The following is an 18,963-nucleotide window of genomic DNA, read 5'->3' as shown; positions in this document are numbered from 1 at the left end:
CGAGAGCCGTCACATGCCCAAGCGTACTGACATCCAGAGCATCCTGATCCTCGGGGCCGGCCCGATCGTGATCGGCCAGGCCTGCGAGTTCGACTACTCCGGCGCCCAGGCCTGCAAGGCCCTGCGCGAGGAGGGCTACCGGGTGATCCTGGTGAACTCCAACCCGGCGACGATCATGACCGACCCGGAGATGGCGGATGCCACCTACATCGAGCCGGTGGAATGGCAAACCGTCGCCCAGATCATCGAGAAGGAGCGGCCGGATGCGATCCTGCCGACCATGGGCGGGCAGACCGCGCTGAACTGTGCGCTGGATCTGTCGAACGAAGGCGTGCTCAAGAAGTTCGGGGTGGAGATGATCGGCGCCAACGAGGCGGCGATCGACATGGCCGAGGACCGCGATCACTTCAAGGCGGCGATGGCCGATATCGGCCTCGATACCCCGACCGCGATGCTCGCGCATTCCTGGGAAGAGGCACAGGAGATCCAGCCGAAGATCGGCTTCCCGGTGATTATCCGGCCGTCGTTCACCCTCGGCGGCTCGGGCGGCGGTATCGCATACAACCGCGAGGAGTTCGAGTACATCGTCAAGAACGGGCTCGACCTTTCGCCGGTGAACCAGGTGCTGCTGGAGGAATCGGCGCTTGGCTGGAAGGAGTTCGAGATGGAGGTGGTCCGCGACAAGGCGGACAACTGCATCATCATCTGCTCCATCGAGAACCTGGACCCGATGGGCATCCACACCGGGGACTCGATCACCGTGGCCCCGGCGCAGACCCTGACCGACAAGGAATACCAGATCATGCGCGACGCCTCGCTGGCGGTGCTGCGCAAGATCGGTGTGGAGACCGGCGGCTCCAACGTGCAGTTCGCGATCAACCCGGAGAACGGGCGCATGATCGTGATCGAGATGAACCCGCGGGTGTCACGCTCCTCGGCGCTGGCCTCCAAGGCGACCGGTTTCCCGATCGCCAAGGTCGCGGCCAAGCTGGCGGTGGGCTACACCCTCGACGAGCTGAAGAACGAAATCACCGGCGGGCTGACCCCGGCCTCGTTCGAGCCGTCCATTGACTATGTGGTCACCAAGATCCCGCGCTTCACCTTCGAGAAATTCCCGCAGGCCGAGGCGCGGCTGACCACGCAGATGAAGGCGGTCGGCGAGGCGATGGCCATCGGCCGCACCTTTCAGGAGTCGTTCCAGAAGGCGCTGCGTTCGATGGAAACGGGCATGGACGGTCTCGACGAGCGTATCGACCTGGCGGCCGACGATGTCGTCGATCAGCTGCGCACGAAGCTCGCCAACCCCAGCCCCGACCAGGTGCTGTACGTGGCCGATGCCTTCCGCGCCGGCTTCTCGATCCAGGACATCTTCGACCTGACCGCGATCGACCCCTGGTTCCTGGCGCAGATCCAGGAGCTGGTGGACGTCGAGAAGGGCCTCAAGGACCGCATCCTGGGTGATATCTCGGCCGAGGAGATGTATCGCGTGAAGCAGCGCGGCTTCTCCGACCTGCGCCTGGCGAAGCTTCTCAACGAGACCGAGAAGGCCGTGCGCAAGCAGCGTCACAAGCTGGGTGTTCGCCCCGTGTACAAGCGGGTGGATACCTGTGCGGCCGAGTTCGCGACCACCACCGCCTACATGTACTCCTCCTACGAGGAGGAGAACGAGGCGGAGCCGACCGACAAGCAGAAGATCATGGTCCTGGGCGGCGGGCCGAACCGAATCGGCCAGGGTATCGAGTTCGACTACTGCTGCGTGCATGCCGCACTCGCCATGCGCGAGGACGGCTACGAGACCATCATGGTCAACTGCAACCCGGAGACCGTCTCCACCGACTACGACACCTCCGACCGGCTTTATTTCGAGCCGCTGACCCTGGAGGACGTGCTGGAGGTCGTCGAGACCGAGAAGCCGATGGGCGTGATCGTGCAGTACGGCGGACAGACCCCGTTGAAGCTCGCGCGGGATCTCGAGGCGGCCGGCGTACCGATCATCGGCACCAGCCCGGACTCGATCGATCTGGCCGAGGACCGTGAACGTTTCCAGGCCCTGTTGCACAAGCTTGGCCTCAAGCAGCCGCCCAACCGCACCGCACGCAGCGAGGAAGAGGCGGAGAAGCTGGCTGACGAGATCGGCTATCCCCTCGTGGTGCGCCCGTCCTACGTACTCGGTGGCCGCGCGATGGAGATCGTGCGGGACCGCGAGGATCTGCGTAGCTATATGCAGAACGCGGTGTCCGTCTCCAATGATGCGCCGGTGCTGCTGGACCGCTTTCTGGACGACGCGATCGAGGTCGATGTCGACGCGATCTCGGATGGCGAGAACGTGATCATCGGCGGGATCATGGAGCACATCGAGCAGGCCGGTGTGCATTCGGGCGACTCCGCCTGTTCGCTGCCGCCGTTCTCGCTGTCAATGGAACTGCAGGACGAGATGGTCGAGCAGGTACGCAAGATGGCGCTGGGGCTGAAGGTCGTCGGCCTGATGAACACCCAGTTCGCGATCAAGGGCGATGACATCTACGTGCTGGAGGTGAATCCGCGCGCCTCGCGCACGGTGCCGTATGTGTCCAAGGCCGTCGGACGGCCGCTGGCCAAGATCGCCGCGCGCTGCATGGCCGGGCAGACCCTGCCCGAGCAGGGCGTGGGTGACGCCGTCTACCCCGACTACTATTCGGTGAAGGAATCGGTGTTCCCGTTCGCCAAGTTCCAGGGCGTGGACCCGATCCTGGGCCCGGAGATGAAGTCCACCGGCGAGGTGATGGGGGTCGGCCGCAGTTTCGCCGAGGCCTTTGCCAAGAGCCAGCTGGGTGCGGGCGTGCTGCTGCCTTCCACCGGCAAGGCCTTCGTCTCCGTGCGCGAGATCGACAAGCCCCATGTGGCCGAGGTGGGCCGGCGCCTGGTGGAGCTGGGCTTCGAGGTCCTGGCGACCCGTGGCACGGCCAAGATCCTGGAGGATGCCGACATCGCGGTCACGCGCGTGAACAAGGTGACCGAGGGCCGCCCGCACATCGTCGACATGATCAAGAACGATGAGATCAGCTTCATCATCAATACCGTGGAGGGCAAGCAGTCGACCTCCGACTCCTACACCATTCGCCGTGAGGCGTTGATGCACAAGGTGGGTTATACCACCACCATCGCCGGGGCCAAGGCCACGGTGCAGGCCCTGGATCATCTGGGGGCGAACGACGTGTTCCGGCTGCAGGACCTCCACCAGGAGAATCTCGGAGGGAAAAGCGCATGAACAAGACCCCGCTGACCGTAACCGGCGCCGAGAAGATGAAGGCGGAGCTGAAAAAGCTGAAGGGCGAGGATCGCCCGCGGGTGGTCAATGCAATCGCCGAGGCGCGCGAACACGGCGACCTGAAGGAGAACGCCGAATACCATGCCGCGCGTGAGCAGCAGAGCTTTATCGAGGGGCGCATTCGCGAACTGGAAGGCAAGCTCTCCAACGCCCAGATCATCGACGTCACGGCCCTGCCGCAGACCGGCAAGGTGGTATTCGGCACCACCGTGGTGCTTGAGGCGACCGAGGACGGTCGCCAGGTGACCTACAAGATCGTGGGCGAGGACGAGGCCGACATCAAGAACAACATGATTTCGGTGTCCTCGCCGATCGCGCGCGCGCTGATCGGAAAGGAAGAGGGTGACGTCGTGACCGTACAGGCGCCGGGCGGAGAGACGGAGTACGAGATCCTGGAAGTGCGCTACGTCAATTGACGCAGCGGCCTGCGTGCGCGGTCAGGCCGGGTCGAGGGTGACCTTGTGCTCGTCCGGATTGCGCCGGAACAGGGTCGCCACAAAGCCGATTCGCTGGACCAGTGCCGCATTCGTGCGTTCGCACACGGCCTCGACGGTGCCATTGCGGGCCTCGCGGTCGCCGATATTGACCTTGATCTTGACCAGTTCGTGATGCGCCAGTGCCTGTTCCAGCTCCTTGATCACCGAGTCCGTCAGGCCGTTGCGGCCGATGGTCACGATGGGCTTGCGCGGATGGGCGAGGCTGCGCAGGTGGCGGCGTTGCGCGTCGGTCAGATTCACGTGGGAGTCGATTCGGTGTTGAAACGCGGAAAGTGTAGCACGTGGATCGCGTGTTTGACCCAGGAGAACCCCGGTGCCCAAGCGTAGCCGTTCCAGCCAGCGCTGGCTGAAGGAACACTTCGACGACCCGTACGTACAGCAGGCGCAGCAGGAGGGCTATCGCGGTCGCGCCGTCTACAAGCTGCAGGAGCTCGACGAACGTGATCGGTTGCTCAAACCCGGCATGCGCGTAGTGGATCTGGGTGCGGCGCCGGGTGGCTGGACGCAATATGCCGCGCAGAAGATTGGCCGTAAGGGCGTATTGGTGGCCTCCGACATCCTGCCGATGGACCCGGTGCCCGGTGCCACGATCATCACCGGTGATTTTCGTGAAGATGCGGTCCTGGAAGCGATCCTGGACGCGCTGGACGGACAGCGCGCGGACCTTGTGCTTTCCGATATGGCCCCCAACCTTACCGGTACGGACGCCATCGATCAGCCGCGCTCGATCCATCTGTGCGAGCTGGCGCTGGAGCTGGCTTGCGATGTGCTGAACCCTCGGGGTGCGATGCTGGTCAAGTTGTTTCAGGGCGAGGGATCGGACGCCTATCTGGCCGAGGTGCGGCGTCGGTTCGAGAAGGTGCAGGTGCGCAAACCGCAAGCCTCGCGCCCACGGTCACGCGAAGTGTACGTATTGGCGCGCGGCCCTCGGGATGTGTAAAGCTCGCAGGAATCCACGTTGGTAAAGTTTTTCGAGGTGTCGTTTTGAACGGTCTGGCCAAGAATTTGATCATCTGGGCGGTCATCGCGATCGTCCTGATGTCGGTGTTCAACAACTTCAGCCCGCAACAGCAGCAGGATGTGCGGAGTATTACCTATTCCGAGTTCATCCGGGATGTGCAGGGCGGCCGTATCGACAGCGTCACCATTGAGGGCGACAAGATCCGCGGCCAGACCATCGAGGGTCAGCGCTTCACCACGGTCAATCCCAACGACACCGGCCTGATCGGTGATCTCCTGCAGAACAATGTGGAGATCAATGCGCAGGAGGATGGCGAGCGCTCGCTACTGATGAGCATCCTGATCTCCTGGTTCCCGATGCTGCTGCTGATCGCCGTGTGGATCTACTTCATGCGCCAGATGCAGGGTGGCGGTGGCGCCGGTCGCGGGGCGATGTCCTTCGGCAAGTCCAAGGCCAAGCTGATGTCCGAGGACCAGGTAAAGGTCACTTTCGGTGACGTGGCCGGCTGCGACGAGGCGAAGGACGAGGTCTCCGAACTGGTCGATTTTCTGCGCGACCCGTCCAAGTTCCAGAAGCTGGGTGGCCAGATCCCGCGTGGCGTACTGATGGTGGGTTCGCCCGGTACCGGCAAGACCTTGCTGGCCAAGGCCATCGCCGGCGAGGCCAAGGTGCCGTTCTTCAGCATCTCCGGTTCCGATTTCGTGGAGATGTTCGTGGGGGTGGGCGCTTCGCGCGTGCGTGACATGTTCTCGGAGGCCAAGAAGCACGCCCCCTGCATCATCTTCATCGACGAGATCGATGCGGTGGGGCGCCAGCGTGGCGCCGGCATGGGCGGCGGTCACGACGAACGCGAGCAGACCCTGAACCAGTTGCTGGTCGAGATGGACGGCTTCGAAGGTACGGAGGGCGTGATCGTCATCGCCGCGACCAACCGTCCGGACGTGCTCGACCCCGCACTCCTGCGTCCGGGACGTTTCGATCGCCAGGTTGTGGTGCCGCCGCCGGATGTCAGGGGCCGCGAACAGATCCTCAAGGTCCACATGAAGAAGACGCCGATCGCCGACGACGTGCGTCCGGACCTGATCGCGCGTGGTACGCCCGGCTTCTCGGGCGCGGACCTGGCCAACCTGGTCAACGAGGCGGCCCTGTTTGCGGCCCGGGCCGGCAAGCGCCTGGTGGATATGAGCGACTTCGAGCGCGCCAAGGACAAGATCATGATGGGCGCCGAGCGCAAGTCCATGGTGATGTCCGAGGACGAGAAGAAGCTGACCGCGTACCACGAGGCGGGGCACGCGATCGTCGGACTCACCGTCCCCGAGCACGACCCGGTCTACAAGGTCAGTATCATCCCGCGTGGACGCGCCCTGGGCGTGACCATGTTCCTGCCCGAAGAAGACCGCTACAGCCATTCCAAGACCCGGCTGGAGAGCCAGTTGGCAAGTCTGTTCGGCGGGCGCCTGGCGGAAGAGATCATCTTTGGTGACGACAAGGTGACCACCGGTGCCTCCAACGACATCGAGCGCGCCACCCAGATCGCCCGCAACATGGTGACCAAGTGGGGGTTGTCCGAGAAGCTGGGCCCGCTGGATTACGGCGAAGAGGAAGGGCACCCGTTCCTGGGGGGACAGATGGGCAAATCCAAGCCCATGTCCGACGAGACCGCGCGTCAGATCGATGCCGAGGTGCGCCGGATCATCGACACCAACTACCAGAATGCGAAGCAGATCCTGCTGGACAATCTCGACAAGCTGCACGCGATGGCCAAGGCCCTGATGAAGTACGAGACCATCGATGACAAGCAGATCGAGGACATCATGGCCGGACGCGATCCCCGTGAGCCGGCGGACTGGGACAGCGACAGCGGTTCCGGTGGGTCGCCGCAGGCGAACGACGAGTCCGTCGCCGATTCCGATGATGGACGCGAGGACGACGACAGCAAGGGCGTCGTCGGCGGGCCTGCCCCGCAGTCCTGACTGGGGCGTATCAACGGGGTGGTATCGGGCCACCATGGGCCGCCAGGGTTTCTCTGGCGGCCTTTTCATTTGGCGGGGAGGCAAGACACATGGGCACGGATACGCAAGGCACGACTGCGGTCCTGCGCTGCGGAAGGCACCGGCTGGCGCTGGATCGTCCGCGAATCATGGGCATCCTGAATGTCACGCCCGACTCGTTCTCCGATGGCGGGTCCCATCAGCACGTGGAGCAGGCGCTGGCGCACGCCCGTGCAATGGTGGAGCAGGGCGCCCACCTGATCGATATCGGGGGCGAGTCGACGCGTCCGGGGGCGCAGCCGGTGGCGCTGGACGAGGAACGGCGCCGAGTATTGCCCGTCGTCGAGGCGTTGTCCGCGGAACTCGACGTGCCCCTGTCGGTGGACACGATGAAACCGGAACTGATGCGCGAGGCCGTGGCGGCCGGGGCCACGCTGCTGAACGACGTCAACGGGTTTCGCGCCGAGGGGGCCTGGGAGGCCGCGGTCGCAGCCGCTCGCGAGCAGGGCGTGGCCCTGTGCGCGATGCACATGCAGGGGCAACCGCAGTCCATGCAGCAGGCCCCGCACTACGACGACGTCGCACAAGAGGTCGGCGAGTTTCTGCGCGATCGGCGCGAGACGTTGGTGCGGGCGGGCGTTCCAGGCGAGCAGTTGCTGCTGGATCCGGGCTTCGGGTTCGGCAAGACGCTGGAGCACAACCTGGCGCTGTTCCACGCGTTGCCCGTGCTGGCCGAGCTCGGGTCGCCACTGCTGGTGGGGGTGTCGCGCAAGTCGATGATCGGGGCCCTGATGGGCGATCGTCCGGTGCAGGAACGTGATGCCGGTTCCGCGATTGCCGCGCTATTGGCCGCGCAGGCCGGTGCGCGTGTGCTGCGTGTGCACGACGTCGCAGGGACACACGATGCGCTGGCGCTATACTCCGCATTGTTCAGTGTTTCCTTAACACCGCGAACGGGAAGCGATCCCGGCGGTTCGTGATGCGAAAGGTTTGATTTCAAGGAGAAGTGACCGGCATGGGGCGTTATTTCGGTACCGACGGGATTCGAGGGCGTACAGGCGACTGGCCGATGACGCCCGAGTTCGCGCTGCGTCTGGGCTATGCGGTGGGCGAGGTGCTGGGCGCGCGGGCCCAGCGTCAGGGTCCGGTGCTGGTGGGCAAGGACACCCGGGTCTCGGGGTATATGTTCGAGTCGGCGTTGCAGGCAGGGTTGTCGGCCGCGGGACTGGATGTGGCCCTGCTGGGGCCGATGCCGACACCCGCGGTGGCCTATCTCACCCGCACCTTCCGTGCGACCGCCGGCGTCGTGATCAGCGCGTCCCACAACCCGTTTCACGATAACGGCTTCAAGTTCTTCACCCCGGAGGGCGACAAGCTCGCCGATGCGGTGGAAGAGGCCATCGAGGCGCGGCTGGAAGAGCCGCAACGCTCGGTGGACGGGGCGCATCTTGGCAAAGCCGTCCGTATCGCGGATGCGGCCGGGCGCTACATCGAGTTCTGTAAGAGCGCGATCCCGGCGCGCTCCGAGCTGCGCGGCCTGCGCGTCGTGGTCGATTGTGCCCATGGTGCAACCTACAACGTCGCCCCGCCGGTATTCGAGGAACTGGGGGCCGAAGTCGAGGTGCTGGGTGCCCGTCCGGATGGCTACAACATCAATGCCGGCGTGGGCGCCCTGTACCCGGAGGTCATGGCCGAGCAGGTGAAGGCCTCCGGGGCCGACCTCGGGATTGCCCTTGACGGCGACGGTGACCGCGTGATCCTCGCGGATGCGAACGGCAGCGTGGTCGATGGCGACCAGATCCTGGGGATTCTCGCCCTCGATCGCCAGCAGTCGGGCCTGCTCCAGGGTGGCGTGGTCGGTACTCTGATGACCAACCTGGGGCTCGAGAATGCCCTGGGTGAACACGGGATCCCGTTTGTCCGCGCGAAGGTGGGCGACCGCTATGTGCTCGAGGAACTGCGTCAGCGGGCCTGGATGCTGGGCGGGGAAGGATCCGGGCATATCGTCTGCCTCGAACACACGACCACAGGTGACGGGACCGTTGCGGCGTTGCAGGTGGCCCACCTGATGCATCGCACCGGCTGCTCGCTCGCGGAACTCGCGGCCAGCATCCCGAAGCTGCCGCAGTGCCTCGTGAACGTCCCGGTCGCGGGTAAGGCCAATGGCTGTCTCGAGGCGCCTGCCGTGCGTTCCGAGGTCGCCGCGGTGGAGGCGGAGCTGGGTACGCACGGGCGAGTGCTCCTGCGGCCCTCCGGCACCGAGCCGCTGGTGCGCGTGATGGTCGAAGCCGAGGACGAAGGCGTTACCCGTCTGGCCGCCGAGCGAATTGCCGACAGTATCCGCGCCGCCGTTTGATCCCGGTCTTTGGGTGCCGGCCAGCCGTTGGCCGTGCATCCGGGGCTCCATCGCCGGTTCGCCCAGTGCCGGGCTTGGTTGATTTGCACCGGGTGCGCCGGTAACATCCCGCCGCTCTAATCATCATGATCGGACTCCGTGTATCCGCGCGGATCCGACCGTTCTCGCAGGAGGAAGATCCGCATGCGCAAGCCGCTGGTCGCCGGTAACTGGAAGATGAACGGTTCGCGTGAAGCGAACGGCGCCCTCCTGTCGGCCCTGAAGGGCAGTCTGGGTGACCTGCAGGGTGTCGATGTTGCGGTGTGTCCGCCCGCCGTCTACCTGGCCGAGATCGCCGAGACCCTGTCGGGCAGCGTGATCGAGGTCGGTGCGCAGGACTGCTCGGATCAGGAGAAGGGCGCCTATACCGGCGAGCTCGCCGGGTCCATGCTGGCCGAGGTGGGCTGCCGCTACGTGATCGTCGGGCATTCCGAGCGTCGCGAACGTCAGAACGAGACCAGCGAAGGGGTGGCGGCGAAGTTTATTGCCGCCCAGGCCGCCGGACTGACCCCGATCCTGTGTGTCGGCGAACAGAAGAGTGACCGTGAAGGCGGGCGCACCGAGTCGGTCGTGTCCGAACAGCTGGACGCGGTGCTCGACGCGGCGGGCATTGAAGCCTTTGATCGGGCCGTGATTGCCTACGAGCCCGTCTGGGCGATCGGTACCGGTCTGACCGCGACGCCCGAGCAGGCGCAGGAAGTTCACGCCTTCATCCGCAATCGGGTGGCGGGCCGTGACCCGCGTGTGGCCGCGGATCTGCGCATTCTCTATGGCGGCAGCATGAAGGCTGACAATGCTGCGGGTCTGCTGGCGCTGGAAGACATCGACGGTGGGCTGATCGGCGGTGCCTCGCTGGACGCCGATGGGTTCACCGCGATCGCCCGTGCAGCGGGCGAGCGGGTCGCGGCATGATCTATGGGTTGCTTCTGGTCGTTCAGGTCGCGGTCTCGATCGCCCTGATCGCCCTCGTGCTGATGCAGCATGGCAAGGGCGCCGACGCCGGTGCCGCCTTCGGCAGCGGCGCGTCCGCAACCGTGTTCGGTGCCCGCGGCTCGGCCAACTTCCTGAGTCGCTCGACGGCCTTTCTGGCCGTGGTCTTCTTCGCGAACAGCTTGACGCTGGCCTACCTCGCCTCTTCGACCCCGCAGGCCGAAAGCCTGATGGATCAACTCGAGGCCCAGGAGATGCAGGAAGAGGGTGATATCCCGGAAGGCGTGCCGGGAACGGTGCCGCAGGAAGATGATCAGGATGCCCCGGCGCCGGATCGCCCGGCCGACGTGCCGGAATAATAGGCCGGTTCTAGGGAAACACTGAACAGCGTTTCCCCAGGTCTCGCGCAGATGTGGTGGAATTGGTAGACACGCTATCTTGAGGGGGTAGTGGCGAAAGCCGTGTGGGTTCGAGTCCCACCATCTGCACCATTTCAAAGGCTTGCGGCGTCGTTCGAGAATGGCGTCTTGAGCCAAAATAGAGCAAAATCAGTAACTTATAAAATAACAAACACTTGACACCGTTTTTACGGTTCACCTAGACTCCGTGCCCGGTATGCGCCCCGGCCTCGTCCATCGAGGTGGCCACCTGCCGGCGCATTCAACCAGCAACGCTAGAACGGCTCGCGGACGCGCCGGATCCACGCGGCACCCTGCGAACCGACCCGCCCGAGGGCGGTGTACGGGAGAGAGACATGCTGGAAGGTTATCTACCCATCCTGCTGTTCATCGCAGTGGGCGTCGTGATCGGCATCGTGCCGCTGGTGGTCGGGATGGCCGTCGGGCCGCGCAAGCCCGATGCCGCGAAGAACTCGCCATACGAATGTGGCTTCGAGGCCTTCGAGGACTCGCGGCTGAAGTTCGACGTGCGCTTCTACCTGGTCGCGATCCTGTTCATTATTTTTGATCTCGAGATCGCCTTTCTCTTCCCGTGGGCGGTATCGCTGGATGCCATTGGCCTGTTCGGGCTTCTTGCGATGGCCGTGTTTTTGCTCATTCTGGTCGTTGGGTTCATTTACGAGTGGAAGAAGGGGGCGCTGGAATGGGAATAGAAGGCGTTCTTGAAAAGGGCTTTGTCACCACCTCGGCTGACAAGCTCATCAACTGGGCCCGTACCGGTTCTCTGTGGCCGATGACCTTCGGCCTGGCCTGCTGCGCGGTGGAGATGATGCACGCCGGTGCCGCGCGCTATGACCTCGACCGCTTCGGGATCATCTTCCGGCCCAGCCCGCGCCAGTCCGACGTGATGATCGTGGCCGGCACGCTGGTCAACAAGATGGCCCCGGCGCTGCGCAAGGTATACGACCAGATGCCCGAGCCGCGCTGGGTGATCTCGATGGGTTCCTGCGCGAATGGCGGCGGCTACTACCACTACTCCTATGCCGTGGTGCGCGGGTGCGACCGCATCGTGCCGGTGGATGTCTACGTGCCGGGCTGTCCGCCAACGGCCGAGGCACTGCTCTACGGCATCATCCAGCTGCAGAACAAGATCCGGCGCACGAACACCATCGCGCGCTGACGCACCCGGGGTTTCAGATGGCTGAACAAGACAACTGGATCGACGCCCTGCGGGCGGAACTGGGCGACGCCCTGGAGACGATCACGGAGGCCTATGACGAGGTCACCGTCGACATCCGGCCGGAGTCGTGGCGCGAGGCCGCCGAGAAGCTGCGCGACACGTTCGGTTTCGAGATCATGATTGACCTGTGTGGGGTCGACTACCTCGAGTATGGCCAGGACGAGTGGGGCACCGAGTCCGCGACCAACACGGGTTTCTCCCGCGGGGTCGAGCCGGCCACCTCCGGGCGCTTCACCTTCGACGATGCGCCGGAAGACAGCCTTTGGGACGGGCCGCGCTTTACCGTGGCCGTGCAGTTGCTGTCGATCCAGCACAATCGCCGTCTGCGCATGCGCGCCTGGCTGGCGGATGACGAATTCCCCGAGGTCGAGTCGCTGGTGGAGGTCTGGGCCTCGGCCAACTGGTTCGAGCGCGAGGCCTTTGACCTGTTCGGCATCCTGTTTTCCGGACATCCGGACCTGCGCCGCATCCTTACCGACTACGGCTTCGTCGGGCATCCGTTCCGCAAGGATTTCCCGCTGATCGGACATGTCGAGATGCGCTACGACGCCGAGCAGGCACGCGTGCTCTACCAGCCCGTGACGATCGAGCCGCGCGTGCTGGTGCCCAAGGTGATCCGCGACGACCATCGCTACAGCGAGGGCGAGAAGCCGGGCGAAGGAGCCGAGAATGCCTGAGATTCGCAACTTCACCCTGAACTTCGGGCCGCAGCATCCGTCTGCCCACGGCGTGCTGCGCCTGGTGCTGGAGATGGATGGCGAGGTCGTCCAGCGTGCCGATCCGCATATCGGTCTGCTCCACCGCGGCACCGAAAAGCTCGCCGAGAGCAAACCGTACAATCAGTCCATCGGCTACATGGACCGCCTCGACTACGTGTCGATGATGGCCAATGAGCACGGGTATGTGCTCGCGATGGAAAAGCTGCTCCAGATCGAGGCCCCGCTGCGAGCGCAGTACATCCGGGTGATGTTCGACGAGATCACCCGCATCCTCAATCACCTGATGTGGCTGGGCGCGCACGCGCTGGATATCGGCGCGATGGCGGTGTTCCTGTATGCCTTCCGCGAGCGCGAAGACCTGATGGACTGCTACGAGGCGGTCTCGGGTGCGCGGATGCACGCGACCTACTATCGCCCAGGCGGCGTTGCGCGCGACCTGCCGAGTACGATGCCGCAGTACCAGCCGTCTTCGTGGAAGTCCCAGGACGTCGTGGATGACCTGAACAGGATTCGTCAGGGCTCGCTGCTGGACTTCATTGAGGCGTTTACCGAGCGTTTCCCGGGGTGCGTGGACGAGTACGAGACTCTGTTGACCGACAACCGTATCTGGAAGCAGCGCACCGTGGGTATCGGGGTGGTCGACCCCGAACGTGCCATGCAACTGGGCTTTACCGGCCCGATGCTGCGCGGCTCCGGCATCGAGTGGGATCTGCGCAAGAAGCAGCCCTACGAGGTCTATGACCGGCTCGATTTCGATATTCCGGTCGGCGCCAACGGCGACTGCTATGACCGCTACCTGGTGCGCATCGAGGAGATGCGCCAGTCCAACCGCATCATCCGCCAGTGTGTGGACTGGCTGCGCCAGAACCCGGGTCCGGTGCTGCTGGAGGATCACAAGATCACCCCGCCCAAGCGCGAGGAGATGAAGGCCGACATGGAGGCCCTGATCCACCACTTCAAGCTGTTCACCGAGGGGATGTGCCTGCCGGAAGGCGAGGCCTATGCCGCAGTGGAGCATCCGAAGGGCGAGTTCGGCGTGTACCTCGTCTCGGATGGTTCCAACAAGCCCTATCGCCTGAAGGTCCGTCCGCCGGGCTTTGTGCACCTGTCCGCGCTGGACGAGATGGCGCGCGGCCACATGCTGGCCGATGTGGTCGCGATCATCGGGACACAGGACATCGTATTCGGGGAGATCGACCGCTGATGGCTGCCGAACAGAAAACCGTCGCCTTCCACAAGCCCGCCGGCAAGCAGGTGGAGCTCAGCGAACACGAGCGCGAGGAGATCGATACCTGGCTGGCGCGCTACCCGGACGACCAGAAGCGCTCCGCGGTACTGGCTGCCCTGCGTGCGGTTCAGCACGAGGATGGCTACCTCTCCACCGCGAAGATGGACGCTGTGGCCGAGTATCTCGATTTGCCGGCAATCGCGGTCTACGAGGTCGGCTCGTTCTACTCCATGTATTCGCTGGAACCGGTTGGGAAGCACACCATCATGGTGTGCAACAACATCTCCTGCATGCTGCGCGGCTCGGAACAGATCATCGAGCACCTGGAGAAACGTCTCGGCATCAAGCTTGGTGAGAGCACGCCGGACGGCAAGTTCTACCTGAAGATGGAAGAGGAGTGCCTGGCGGCCTGCTGTGGCGCCCCGATGATGCAGGTAGATCACGTCTACTACGAGAATCTCACCCCCGAGAAGGTGGACGAGATTCTCGACGGTCTGGAGAAGTAGCATGGCCAACCAGATCTGCTTTGCGACCCGCTACCTGGACGATCCGGCCTCGCTCGAGACCTACAAGAGCGTCGGCGGCTACCAGGCGCTGGAGAAGGTTTACAAGGGCAAGATGGCCCCCGAGGACGTGATCGAGGAGGTCAAGACCTCCAACCTGCGCGGCCGCGGCGGGGCGGGCTTCCCGACCGGGCTCAAGTGGTCCTTCATGCCGCGCAACACCCCGGGGCAGAAGTACATCGTCTGCAACTCGGACGAGTCCGAGCCGGGCACCTGCAAGGACCGCGAAATCCTGATGTACAACCCGCATGCCCTGATCGAGGGCATGGCGATCGCCGGCTACGCGATTGGCGCGACGGTGGGCTACAACTACATGCGCGGCGAGTTCATGGACGAGGTCAACACCCGCTTCATGGCCGCGCTGGACGAAGCCTACGCGAACGGTTACCTGGGCAAGGACATCTTCGGCTCCGGGGTCGATTTCGATCTCTACCCGTCGCTGGGAGCCGGGGCCTACATCTGCGGCGAGGAGACAGCACTGCTCGAGTCCCTGGAAGGCAAGAAGGGCCAGCCGCGTTTCAAGCCGCCGTTCCCGGCCAACTTTGGCCTCTACGGCAAGCCGACCACCATCAACAACACCGAGTCCCTGGCCTCGATACCGGCCATCATCCGCAACGGCGGGCAGTGGTTCGCCGATCTGGGGGTGCCGAAGTCCGGTGGCGAGAAGCTGTTCTCCGTCTCCGGGCACGTGAACAATCCGGGCAACTTCGAGATCGCGCTGGGCACGCCGTTCAAGGATCTGCTGGAAATGGCCGGCGGCGTGCTGAACGGGCGCAAGCTGAAGGCCGTGATTCCCGGCGGGTCGTCGGTGCCGGTGGTGCCGGGTGACGTGATGCTGAAGGCCAACATGGACTTCGACTCCATCGCCCAGGCCGGGTCCATGCTGGGCTCCGGCGCGGTGATCGTGATGGACGAGACCGCCGACATGGTCAAGGCCCTGCAGCGCATCTCGCGGTTCTACTTCTCCGAGTCCTGCGGTCAGTGCACGCCCTGCCGCGAGGGGACCGGCTGGCTCTATCGCATGCTGACCCGCATCGTGGAGGGGCAGGGCCGTCCCGAGGACCTGGAACGCCTGGACGACGTGGCCAGCAAGATCGAGGGGCACACCATCTGCGCCCTGGGCGATGCCGCCGCGATGCCGGTGCGCAGCTTCGTCAAGCATTTCCGCCACGAATTCGAATACTACATCCAGCACGGTCGGAGTCCGGTGGCAGACGCCGCCTGACGCCCTCCGCGCATCCGCAGCAGGAATCGAGCATGAGTCAGGATCAGAAGCAGGATCTGGTCAGCATCGAGATTGACGGCCGTACGATCGAGGCGCCCAAGGGCGCCATGCTGATCGACGTGGCGGACGATGCCGATATCCGCATTCCGCGGTTTTGCTACCACAAGAAGCTGTCGGTGGCGGCGAACTGCCGTATGTGTCTGGTCGAGGTGGAGAAGGCGCCCAAGCCGCTGCCCGCCTGCGCGACCCCGGTCATGGACGGGATGAAGGTCTACACCCAGTCTCCGCTGGCGCTGCGCGCGCAGAAGGGGACCATGGAATTCCTGCTGATCAACCATCCGCTGGACTGCCCGATCTGCGACCAGGGCGGCGAGTGCGAGCTCCAGGACGTGGCCATGGGCTACGGCGACAGTGTATCCAAGTACACCGAAGCCAAGCGCGTGGTCAAGGACAAGGACATCGGGCCGCTGATCGAGACCGAGATGACCCGCTGCATCCACTGCACCCGCTGCGTGCGCTTTGGCGAAGAGATCGCCGGGGTGCGCGAGCTGGGCGCGACCGGGCGTGGCGAGCACATGCGCATCGGCACCTATGTCGAGAAGACCGTGGCCCACGAGCTGTCCGGCAACGTGATCGACCTGTGCCCGGTCGGTGCGCTGACCGCCAAGCCGTCGCGCTACACCGCGCGTGCCTGGGAGCTGTCGCAGGCCGCCACGATCGCCCCGCACGACGCGGTCGGCTCCAATCTCTACCTGCATACTTACGACGGACGTGCGATGCGCGTGGTGCCGCGTGACAACGAGGCGGTCAACGAGACCTGGATCTCCGACCGGGATCGCTTCAGCTACACCGGCCTGTATGCCGAGGACCGCCTGACCTGTCCGCGCATGAAGGTGGACGGCCAGTGGCAGGATGTCTCCTGGGAGACGGCGCTGAGCTATGCGGTCGAGGGGCTGAAGGAGATCGCCCCCGAGCGTATCGGCGCGCTGCTGTCGCCGTCGCTGTCGGTGGAAGAGCACTACCTGGCGCAGAAGGTTCTGCGCGGGATGGGGGTCGTCGACATCGATCACCGGCTGGACCAGGTCGACTTCTCCGACGAGTCGGCCGCACCGCTGTTCCCCTATCTGGGCGTGGCGATCGGTGATCTCGAGGATGCTGACGCGGTGCTGCTGGTCGGCTGCAATCCGCGCCGCGAGCAGCCGCTGCTGGCCCATCGTCTGCGCAAGGCGGCCTCGCGCGGGGCGCGGGTCAGTCTGATTAACGACATGCTGCTCGACCTGACCTATCCCGTCCAGGCCCAGCTGGTTGGCCACGAGCGCGACCAGGTAATGGCCCTGGCGGGCGTCGCCGGGCAAATCGCCGCTGCCGGCAAGTCGCTGCCGAAAAAGCTGGAAAAAATCGTCAAGGACGCCGAGAGCCGGGATGCCGACACGCGTGCCGCCTTCGAGCACATTGCGAAATCGCTGCTGGAAGGGAAACAGGGACATGTCCTGCTCGGTCAGGTCGCGATCCACGGACCCGCCTTTGGCACCTTGCGCGCCCTGGCGGGCTGGATCGCCAAGCATACCGGTGCCCGTTTGGGCTACCTGCCGGCAGGTGCCAATGCCGCGGGGGCCTGGCTGGCCGGGGTGCTGCCGCACCGCGGTCCTGCCGGGGGCGAGGTCGAGTCCACCGGCAACAACGCTGCCGAAATGATCGCCGAGGGTCGCGAGGCATTCGTGATTGCCGGGATCGAGCCCGGGCACGACGGGGCGGACCCGGTCGCATTGCGGGCCACGCTGGAAAAGGCGGGATTCGTCGTGGCGTTGTCCGCGTTTGCCAGCGCCGACATGGAAGCCGTGGCCGATGTCCTGCTGCCGGTCGCGACCAGCTTCGAGAATTCCGGCACCTTCGTGAATGTCGAGGGTCGCTGGCAAAGCTATCGTGCCGCAGCCCGTGCGCCGGAAGACGTTCGCCCCGGCTGGAAGGTCTGGCGTGTGCTGGGCAATCTGCTGGATCAACGCGGCATGGACTATCTGGACTCGCGTGCCGTGCGGGACGAGCTGAAGGGCCTGCTCGCGGCGGCCAGCTTCGATACCGCGGTCAACATGAACAAGGCCCAGTTGGCCATGCCGGAGCCGATACAAGGAGACCTGTATCGCGTGCAGGCCGCTGGGCTCTACAGCACCGATGCCCTGGTGCGCCGCGCCGAGCCGCTGCAAACCAGCCCCGAGGGTCGGCTGGCCGAGTGCGTGATGGTGCATCCGGAGTCGGCTGGCGGGCTTGATACGGGGTCGCGCGTGAAACTGCGCCAGGACGGCGCCGAGACGGAGCTGACCCTGATTCTGGACGACGCCGTGCCGGTGGGCCTGGCGGTGACCTTTGCGGGCTCGACGGCCATGGGCCGGCTGGGCGCCCCGAACGCCACGGTCACGCTCGCGCGTGCCTGAGGGAACGTAAGACATGTTCGACTGGATGATGAACCTCTACAGCAGCCTGCCGACGGTGATGCAGATCCTGATCGGCATTCAGCTGATCGTGATCCCGCTGATGCTGGCCGTCGCCTACACGACCTTCGCCGAGCGCAAGGTCATCGGCTATGCCCACGTGCGCGTGGGGCCGAACCGGGTGGGCCCGCGCGGCTGGCTGCAGCCGATCGCGGATGCGCTGAAGCTGTTGACCAAGGAGGTCATCCTCCCGACCAATGCCAACCGCTTCCTGTTCCTCAGTGCCCCGGTGCTGACCATTGCCCCGGCACTGGCGGCCTGGGCGGTGATCCCGTTTTTCGAGGGCGGAGCCCTGGCCGATGTGAATGCCGGTCTGTTGTACCTGCTGGCCCTGACTTCGCTGGGCGTGTACGGCATCATCATCGCCGGCTGGGCCTCGAACTCGAAGTACGCGCTGCTGGGCTCGCTGCGTTCGGCCGCACAGCTGGTGTCCTACGAAATTGCGATGGGCTTCGCCCTGGTGGGCGTGCTGATGGCTGCCGGCACACTGAATGTCGGCGGTATCGTCGAGGCGCAGTCCGGCAGCATATACCACTGGTTCCTGCTGCCGCTGCTGCCGCTGTTCTTTGTGTATTTCATCTCCGGGATCGCCGAGACCAACCGTGCCCCGTTCGACGTGGCCGAGGGCGAGTCCGAGATCGTCGCCGGTTTCCACGTCGAGTACTCGGGCATGGCCTTTGCCGTGTTCTTCCTGGCCGAGTACGCGAACATGATCCTGATCTCGGCACTGGTCGCGATCCTGTTCCTCGGTGGCTGGCTGTCGCCGTTCCAGGGGATCCTGCCGCAAGCGGCTTTTGACCTGCCGGTCATCGGTGCGCTGCTGGGTCACGGTATCCACTGGTTCCTGTTCAAGACGGCCGTGTTCCTGTTTGCCTTCTTGTGGTTCCGCGCCACTTTCCCCCGGTATCGCTATGACCAGATCATGCGTCTGGGCTGGAAGGTTCTGATCCCGGTGACCATCCTCTGGCTGTTTGTCGAGGGCGTGCTGGTCGCATTCAACGTCGGCCCGTGGTTCGCCTGAGG

The 18,963-nt window shown here is 64.7% G+C and carries 17 protein-coding genes and 1 tRNA gene; 17 read left to right on the top strand and 1 reads right to left on the bottom strand.

The window, feature by feature from the left end; all coding sequences use genetic code 11:
• The first annotated feature begins 13 nt into the window (after positions 1 to 13).
• Positions 14 to 3,247 carry a carbamoyl-phosphate synthase large subunit gene (gene carB, locus C935_RS0110405; RefSeq protein ID WP_018862435.1) on the top strand — a complete coding sequence of 1,078 codons (3,234 nt, stop codon included), beginning with the start codon at positions 14 to 16 and terminating at the stop codon, positions 3,245 to 3,247.
• Complete coding sequence (greA, locus tag C935_RS0110400) at positions 3,244 to 3,723, top strand: transcription elongation factor GreA (protein WP_018862434.1); 480 nt, start codon at positions 3,244 to 3,246, stop codon at positions 3,721 to 3,723. Before carB ends, greA begins: the two co-directional genes overlap by 4 nt.
• A 21-nt stretch (positions 3,724 to 3,744) precedes the next feature.
• On the opposite strand, the gene yhbY is transcribed toward greA, so the two are convergent.
• Positions 3,745 to 4,044, bottom strand: coding sequence for a ribosome assembly RNA-binding protein YhbY (yhbY, locus tag C935_RS0110395; protein ID WP_018862433.1), 300 nt, complete (start codon positions 4,042 to 4,044; stop codon positions 3,745 to 3,747).
• A gap of 73 nt (positions 4,045 to 4,117) precedes the next feature.
• Here yhbY and rlmE point away from each other — a divergent pair, with 73 nt between their 5' ends.
• From rlmE to nuoH, 15 genes are all read left to right on the top strand, one after another.
• A complete protein-coding gene (gene rlmE, locus C935_RS0110390) occupies positions 4,118 to 4,744 on the top strand; it encodes a 23S rRNA (uridine(2552)-2'-O)-methyltransferase RlmE (protein ID WP_018862432.1) in 627 nt (208 codons plus the stop codon).
• Positions 4,745 to 4,788: 44 nt separating this feature from the next.
• Positions 4,789 to 6,738 carry an ATP-dependent zinc metalloprotease FtsH gene (gene ftsH / locus C935_RS0110385; RefSeq protein WP_018862431.1) on the top strand — a complete coding sequence of 650 codons (1,950 nt, stop codon included), beginning with the start codon at positions 4,789 to 4,791 and terminating at the stop codon, positions 6,736 to 6,738.
• Between the two features lie 89 nt (positions 6,739 to 6,827).
• On the top strand, positions 6,828 to 7,736 hold the full coding sequence (gene folP, locus C935_RS0110380; protein ID WP_026278763.1) for a dihydropteroate synthase: 909 nt from the start codon (positions 6,828 to 6,830) through the stop codon (positions 7,734 to 7,736).
• Between the two features lie 35 nt (positions 7,737 to 7,771).
• Positions 7,772 to 9,112 carry a phosphoglucosamine mutase gene (glmM, locus tag C935_RS0110375; protein ID WP_018862429.1) on the top strand — a complete coding sequence of 447 codons (1,341 nt, stop codon included), beginning with the start codon at positions 7,772 to 7,774 and terminating at the stop codon, positions 9,110 to 9,112.
• 183 nt (positions 9,113 to 9,295) lie between these two features.
• Positions 9,296 to 10,063 carry a triose-phosphate isomerase gene (gene tpiA / locus C935_RS0110370; RefSeq protein ID WP_018862428.1) on the top strand — a complete coding sequence of 256 codons (768 nt, stop codon included), beginning with the start codon at positions 9,296 to 9,298 and terminating at the stop codon, positions 10,061 to 10,063.
• Positions 10,060 to 10,440, top strand: coding sequence for a preprotein translocase subunit SecG (gene secG / locus C935_RS0110365; RefSeq protein WP_018862427.1), 381 nt, complete (start codon positions 10,060 to 10,062; stop codon positions 10,438 to 10,440). The genes tpiA and secG overlap by 4 nt, the downstream gene beginning before the upstream one ends.
• Before the next feature lie 47 nt (positions 10,441 to 10,487).
• A tRNA-Leu gene (locus C935_RS0110360) sits at positions 10,488 to 10,572 on the top strand.
• Between the two features lie 263 nt (positions 10,573 to 10,835).
• Positions 10,836 to 11,192, top strand: a complete 357-nt coding sequence (locus C935_RS0110355; RefSeq protein ID WP_018862426.1) for an NADH-quinone oxidoreductase subunit A — start codon at positions 10,836 to 10,838, stop codon at positions 11,190 to 11,192.
• Positions 11,183 to 11,659: an NADH-quinone oxidoreductase subunit B family protein gene (locus C935_RS0110350; protein ID WP_012982122.1), complete on the top strand. Its 477-nt coding sequence runs from the start codon at positions 11,183 to 11,185 to the stop codon at positions 11,657 to 11,659. The genes C935_RS0110355 and C935_RS0110350 overlap by 10 nt, the downstream gene beginning before the upstream one ends.
• Before the next feature lie 17 nt (positions 11,660 to 11,676).
• Complete coding sequence (locus tag C935_RS0110345; RefSeq protein ID WP_018862425.1) at positions 11,677 to 12,396, top strand: NADH-quinone oxidoreductase subunit C; 720 nt, start codon at positions 11,677 to 11,679, stop codon at positions 12,394 to 12,396.
• Positions 12,389 to 13,642 (top strand): NADH-quinone oxidoreductase subunit D, encoded by a 1,254-nt coding sequence (locus tag C935_RS0110340; RefSeq protein ID WP_018862424.1) that lies wholly within the window; start codon positions 12,389 to 12,391, stop codon positions 13,640 to 13,642. Before C935_RS0110345 ends, C935_RS0110340 begins: the two co-directional genes overlap by 8 nt.
• Positions 13,642 to 14,172: an NAD(P)H-dependent oxidoreductase subunit E gene (gene nuoE, locus C935_RS0110335; protein ID WP_018862423.1), complete on the top strand. Its 531-nt coding sequence runs from the start codon at positions 13,642 to 13,644 to the stop codon at positions 14,170 to 14,172. Before C935_RS0110340 ends, nuoE begins: the two co-directional genes overlap by 1 nt.
• A 1-nt stretch (position 14,173) precedes the next feature.
• Positions 14,174 to 15,454: an NADH-quinone oxidoreductase subunit NuoF gene (gene nuoF / locus C935_RS0110330; RefSeq protein WP_018862422.1), complete on the top strand. Its 1,281-nt coding sequence runs from the start codon at positions 14,174 to 14,176 to the stop codon at positions 15,452 to 15,454.
• A 32-nt stretch (positions 15,455 to 15,486) separates the two neighbouring features.
• Positions 15,487 to 17,883 carry an NADH-quinone oxidoreductase subunit NuoG gene (gene nuoG / locus C935_RS0110325; RefSeq protein ID WP_018862421.1) on the top strand — a complete coding sequence of 799 codons (2,397 nt, stop codon included), beginning with the start codon at positions 15,487 to 15,489 and terminating at the stop codon, positions 17,881 to 17,883.
• A gap of 13 nt (positions 17,884 to 17,896) precedes the next feature.
• A complete protein-coding gene (nuoH, locus tag C935_RS0110320) occupies positions 17,897 to 18,961 on the top strand; it encodes an NADH-quinone oxidoreductase subunit NuoH (protein WP_018862420.1) in 1,065 nt (354 codons plus the stop codon).
• Positions 18,962 to 18,963: the final 2 nt, after the last annotated feature.

Source organism: Thioalkalivibrio sp. ALJ3, from assembly GCF_000377205.1.
Taxonomy (GTDB): domain Bacteria; phylum Pseudomonadota; class Gammaproteobacteria; order Ectothiorhodospirales; family Ectothiorhodospiraceae; genus Thioalkalivibrio.
This window is presented reverse-complemented; position numbering and strand designations above follow the sequence as displayed.

Bases quoted from the DNA above. Each gene is read 5' to 3' on its own strand.
- carB (WP_018862435.1), top strand. From the start codon at position 14: ATGCCCAAGCGTACTGACATCCAGAGCATCCTGATCCTCGGGGCCGGC.
- nuoF (WP_018862422.1), top strand. From the start codon at position 14,174: ATGGCCAACCAGATCTGCTTTGCGACCCGCTACCTGGACGATCCGGCC.
- C935_RS0110355 (WP_018862426.1), top strand. From the start codon at position 10,836: ATGCTGGAAGGTTATCTACCCATCCTGCTGTTCATCGCAGTGGGCGTC.
- tpiA (WP_018862428.1), top strand. From the start codon at position 9,296: ATGCGCAAGCCGCTGGTCGCCGGTAACTGGAAGATGAACGGTTCGCGT.
- nuoG (WP_018862421.1), top strand. From the start codon at position 15,487: ATGAGTCAGGATCAGAAGCAGGATCTGGTCAGCATCGAGATTGACGGC.
- glmM (WP_018862429.1), top strand. From the start codon at position 7,772: ATGGGGCGTTATTTCGGTACCGACGGGATTCGAGGGCGTACAGGCGAC.
- nuoH (WP_018862420.1), top strand. From the start codon at position 17,897: ATGTTCGACTGGATGATGAACCTCTACAGCAGCCTGCCGACGGTGATG.
- secG (WP_018862427.1), top strand. From the start codon at position 10,060: ATGATCTATGGGTTGCTTCTGGTCGTTCAGGTCGCGGTCTCGATCGCC.
- greA (WP_018862434.1), top strand. From the start codon at position 3,244: ATGAACAAGACCCCGCTGACCGTAACCGGCGCCGAGAAGATGAAGGCG.
- folP (WP_026278763.1), top strand. From the start codon at position 6,828: ATGGGCACGGATACGCAAGGCACGACTGCGGTCCTGCGCTGCGGAAGG.
- C935_RS0110340 (WP_018862424.1), top strand. From the start codon at position 12,389: ATGCCTGAGATTCGCAACTTCACCCTGAACTTCGGGCCGCAGCATCCG.
- C935_RS0110350 (WP_012982122.1), top strand. From the start codon at position 11,183: ATGGGAATAGAAGGCGTTCTTGAAAAGGGCTTTGTCACCACCTCGGCT.
- C935_RS0110345 (WP_018862425.1), top strand. From the start codon at position 11,677: ATGGCTGAACAAGACAACTGGATCGACGCCCTGCGGGCGGAACTGGGC.
- nuoE (WP_018862423.1), top strand. From the start codon at position 13,642: ATGGCTGCCGAACAGAAAACCGTCGCCTTCCACAAGCCCGCCGGCAAG.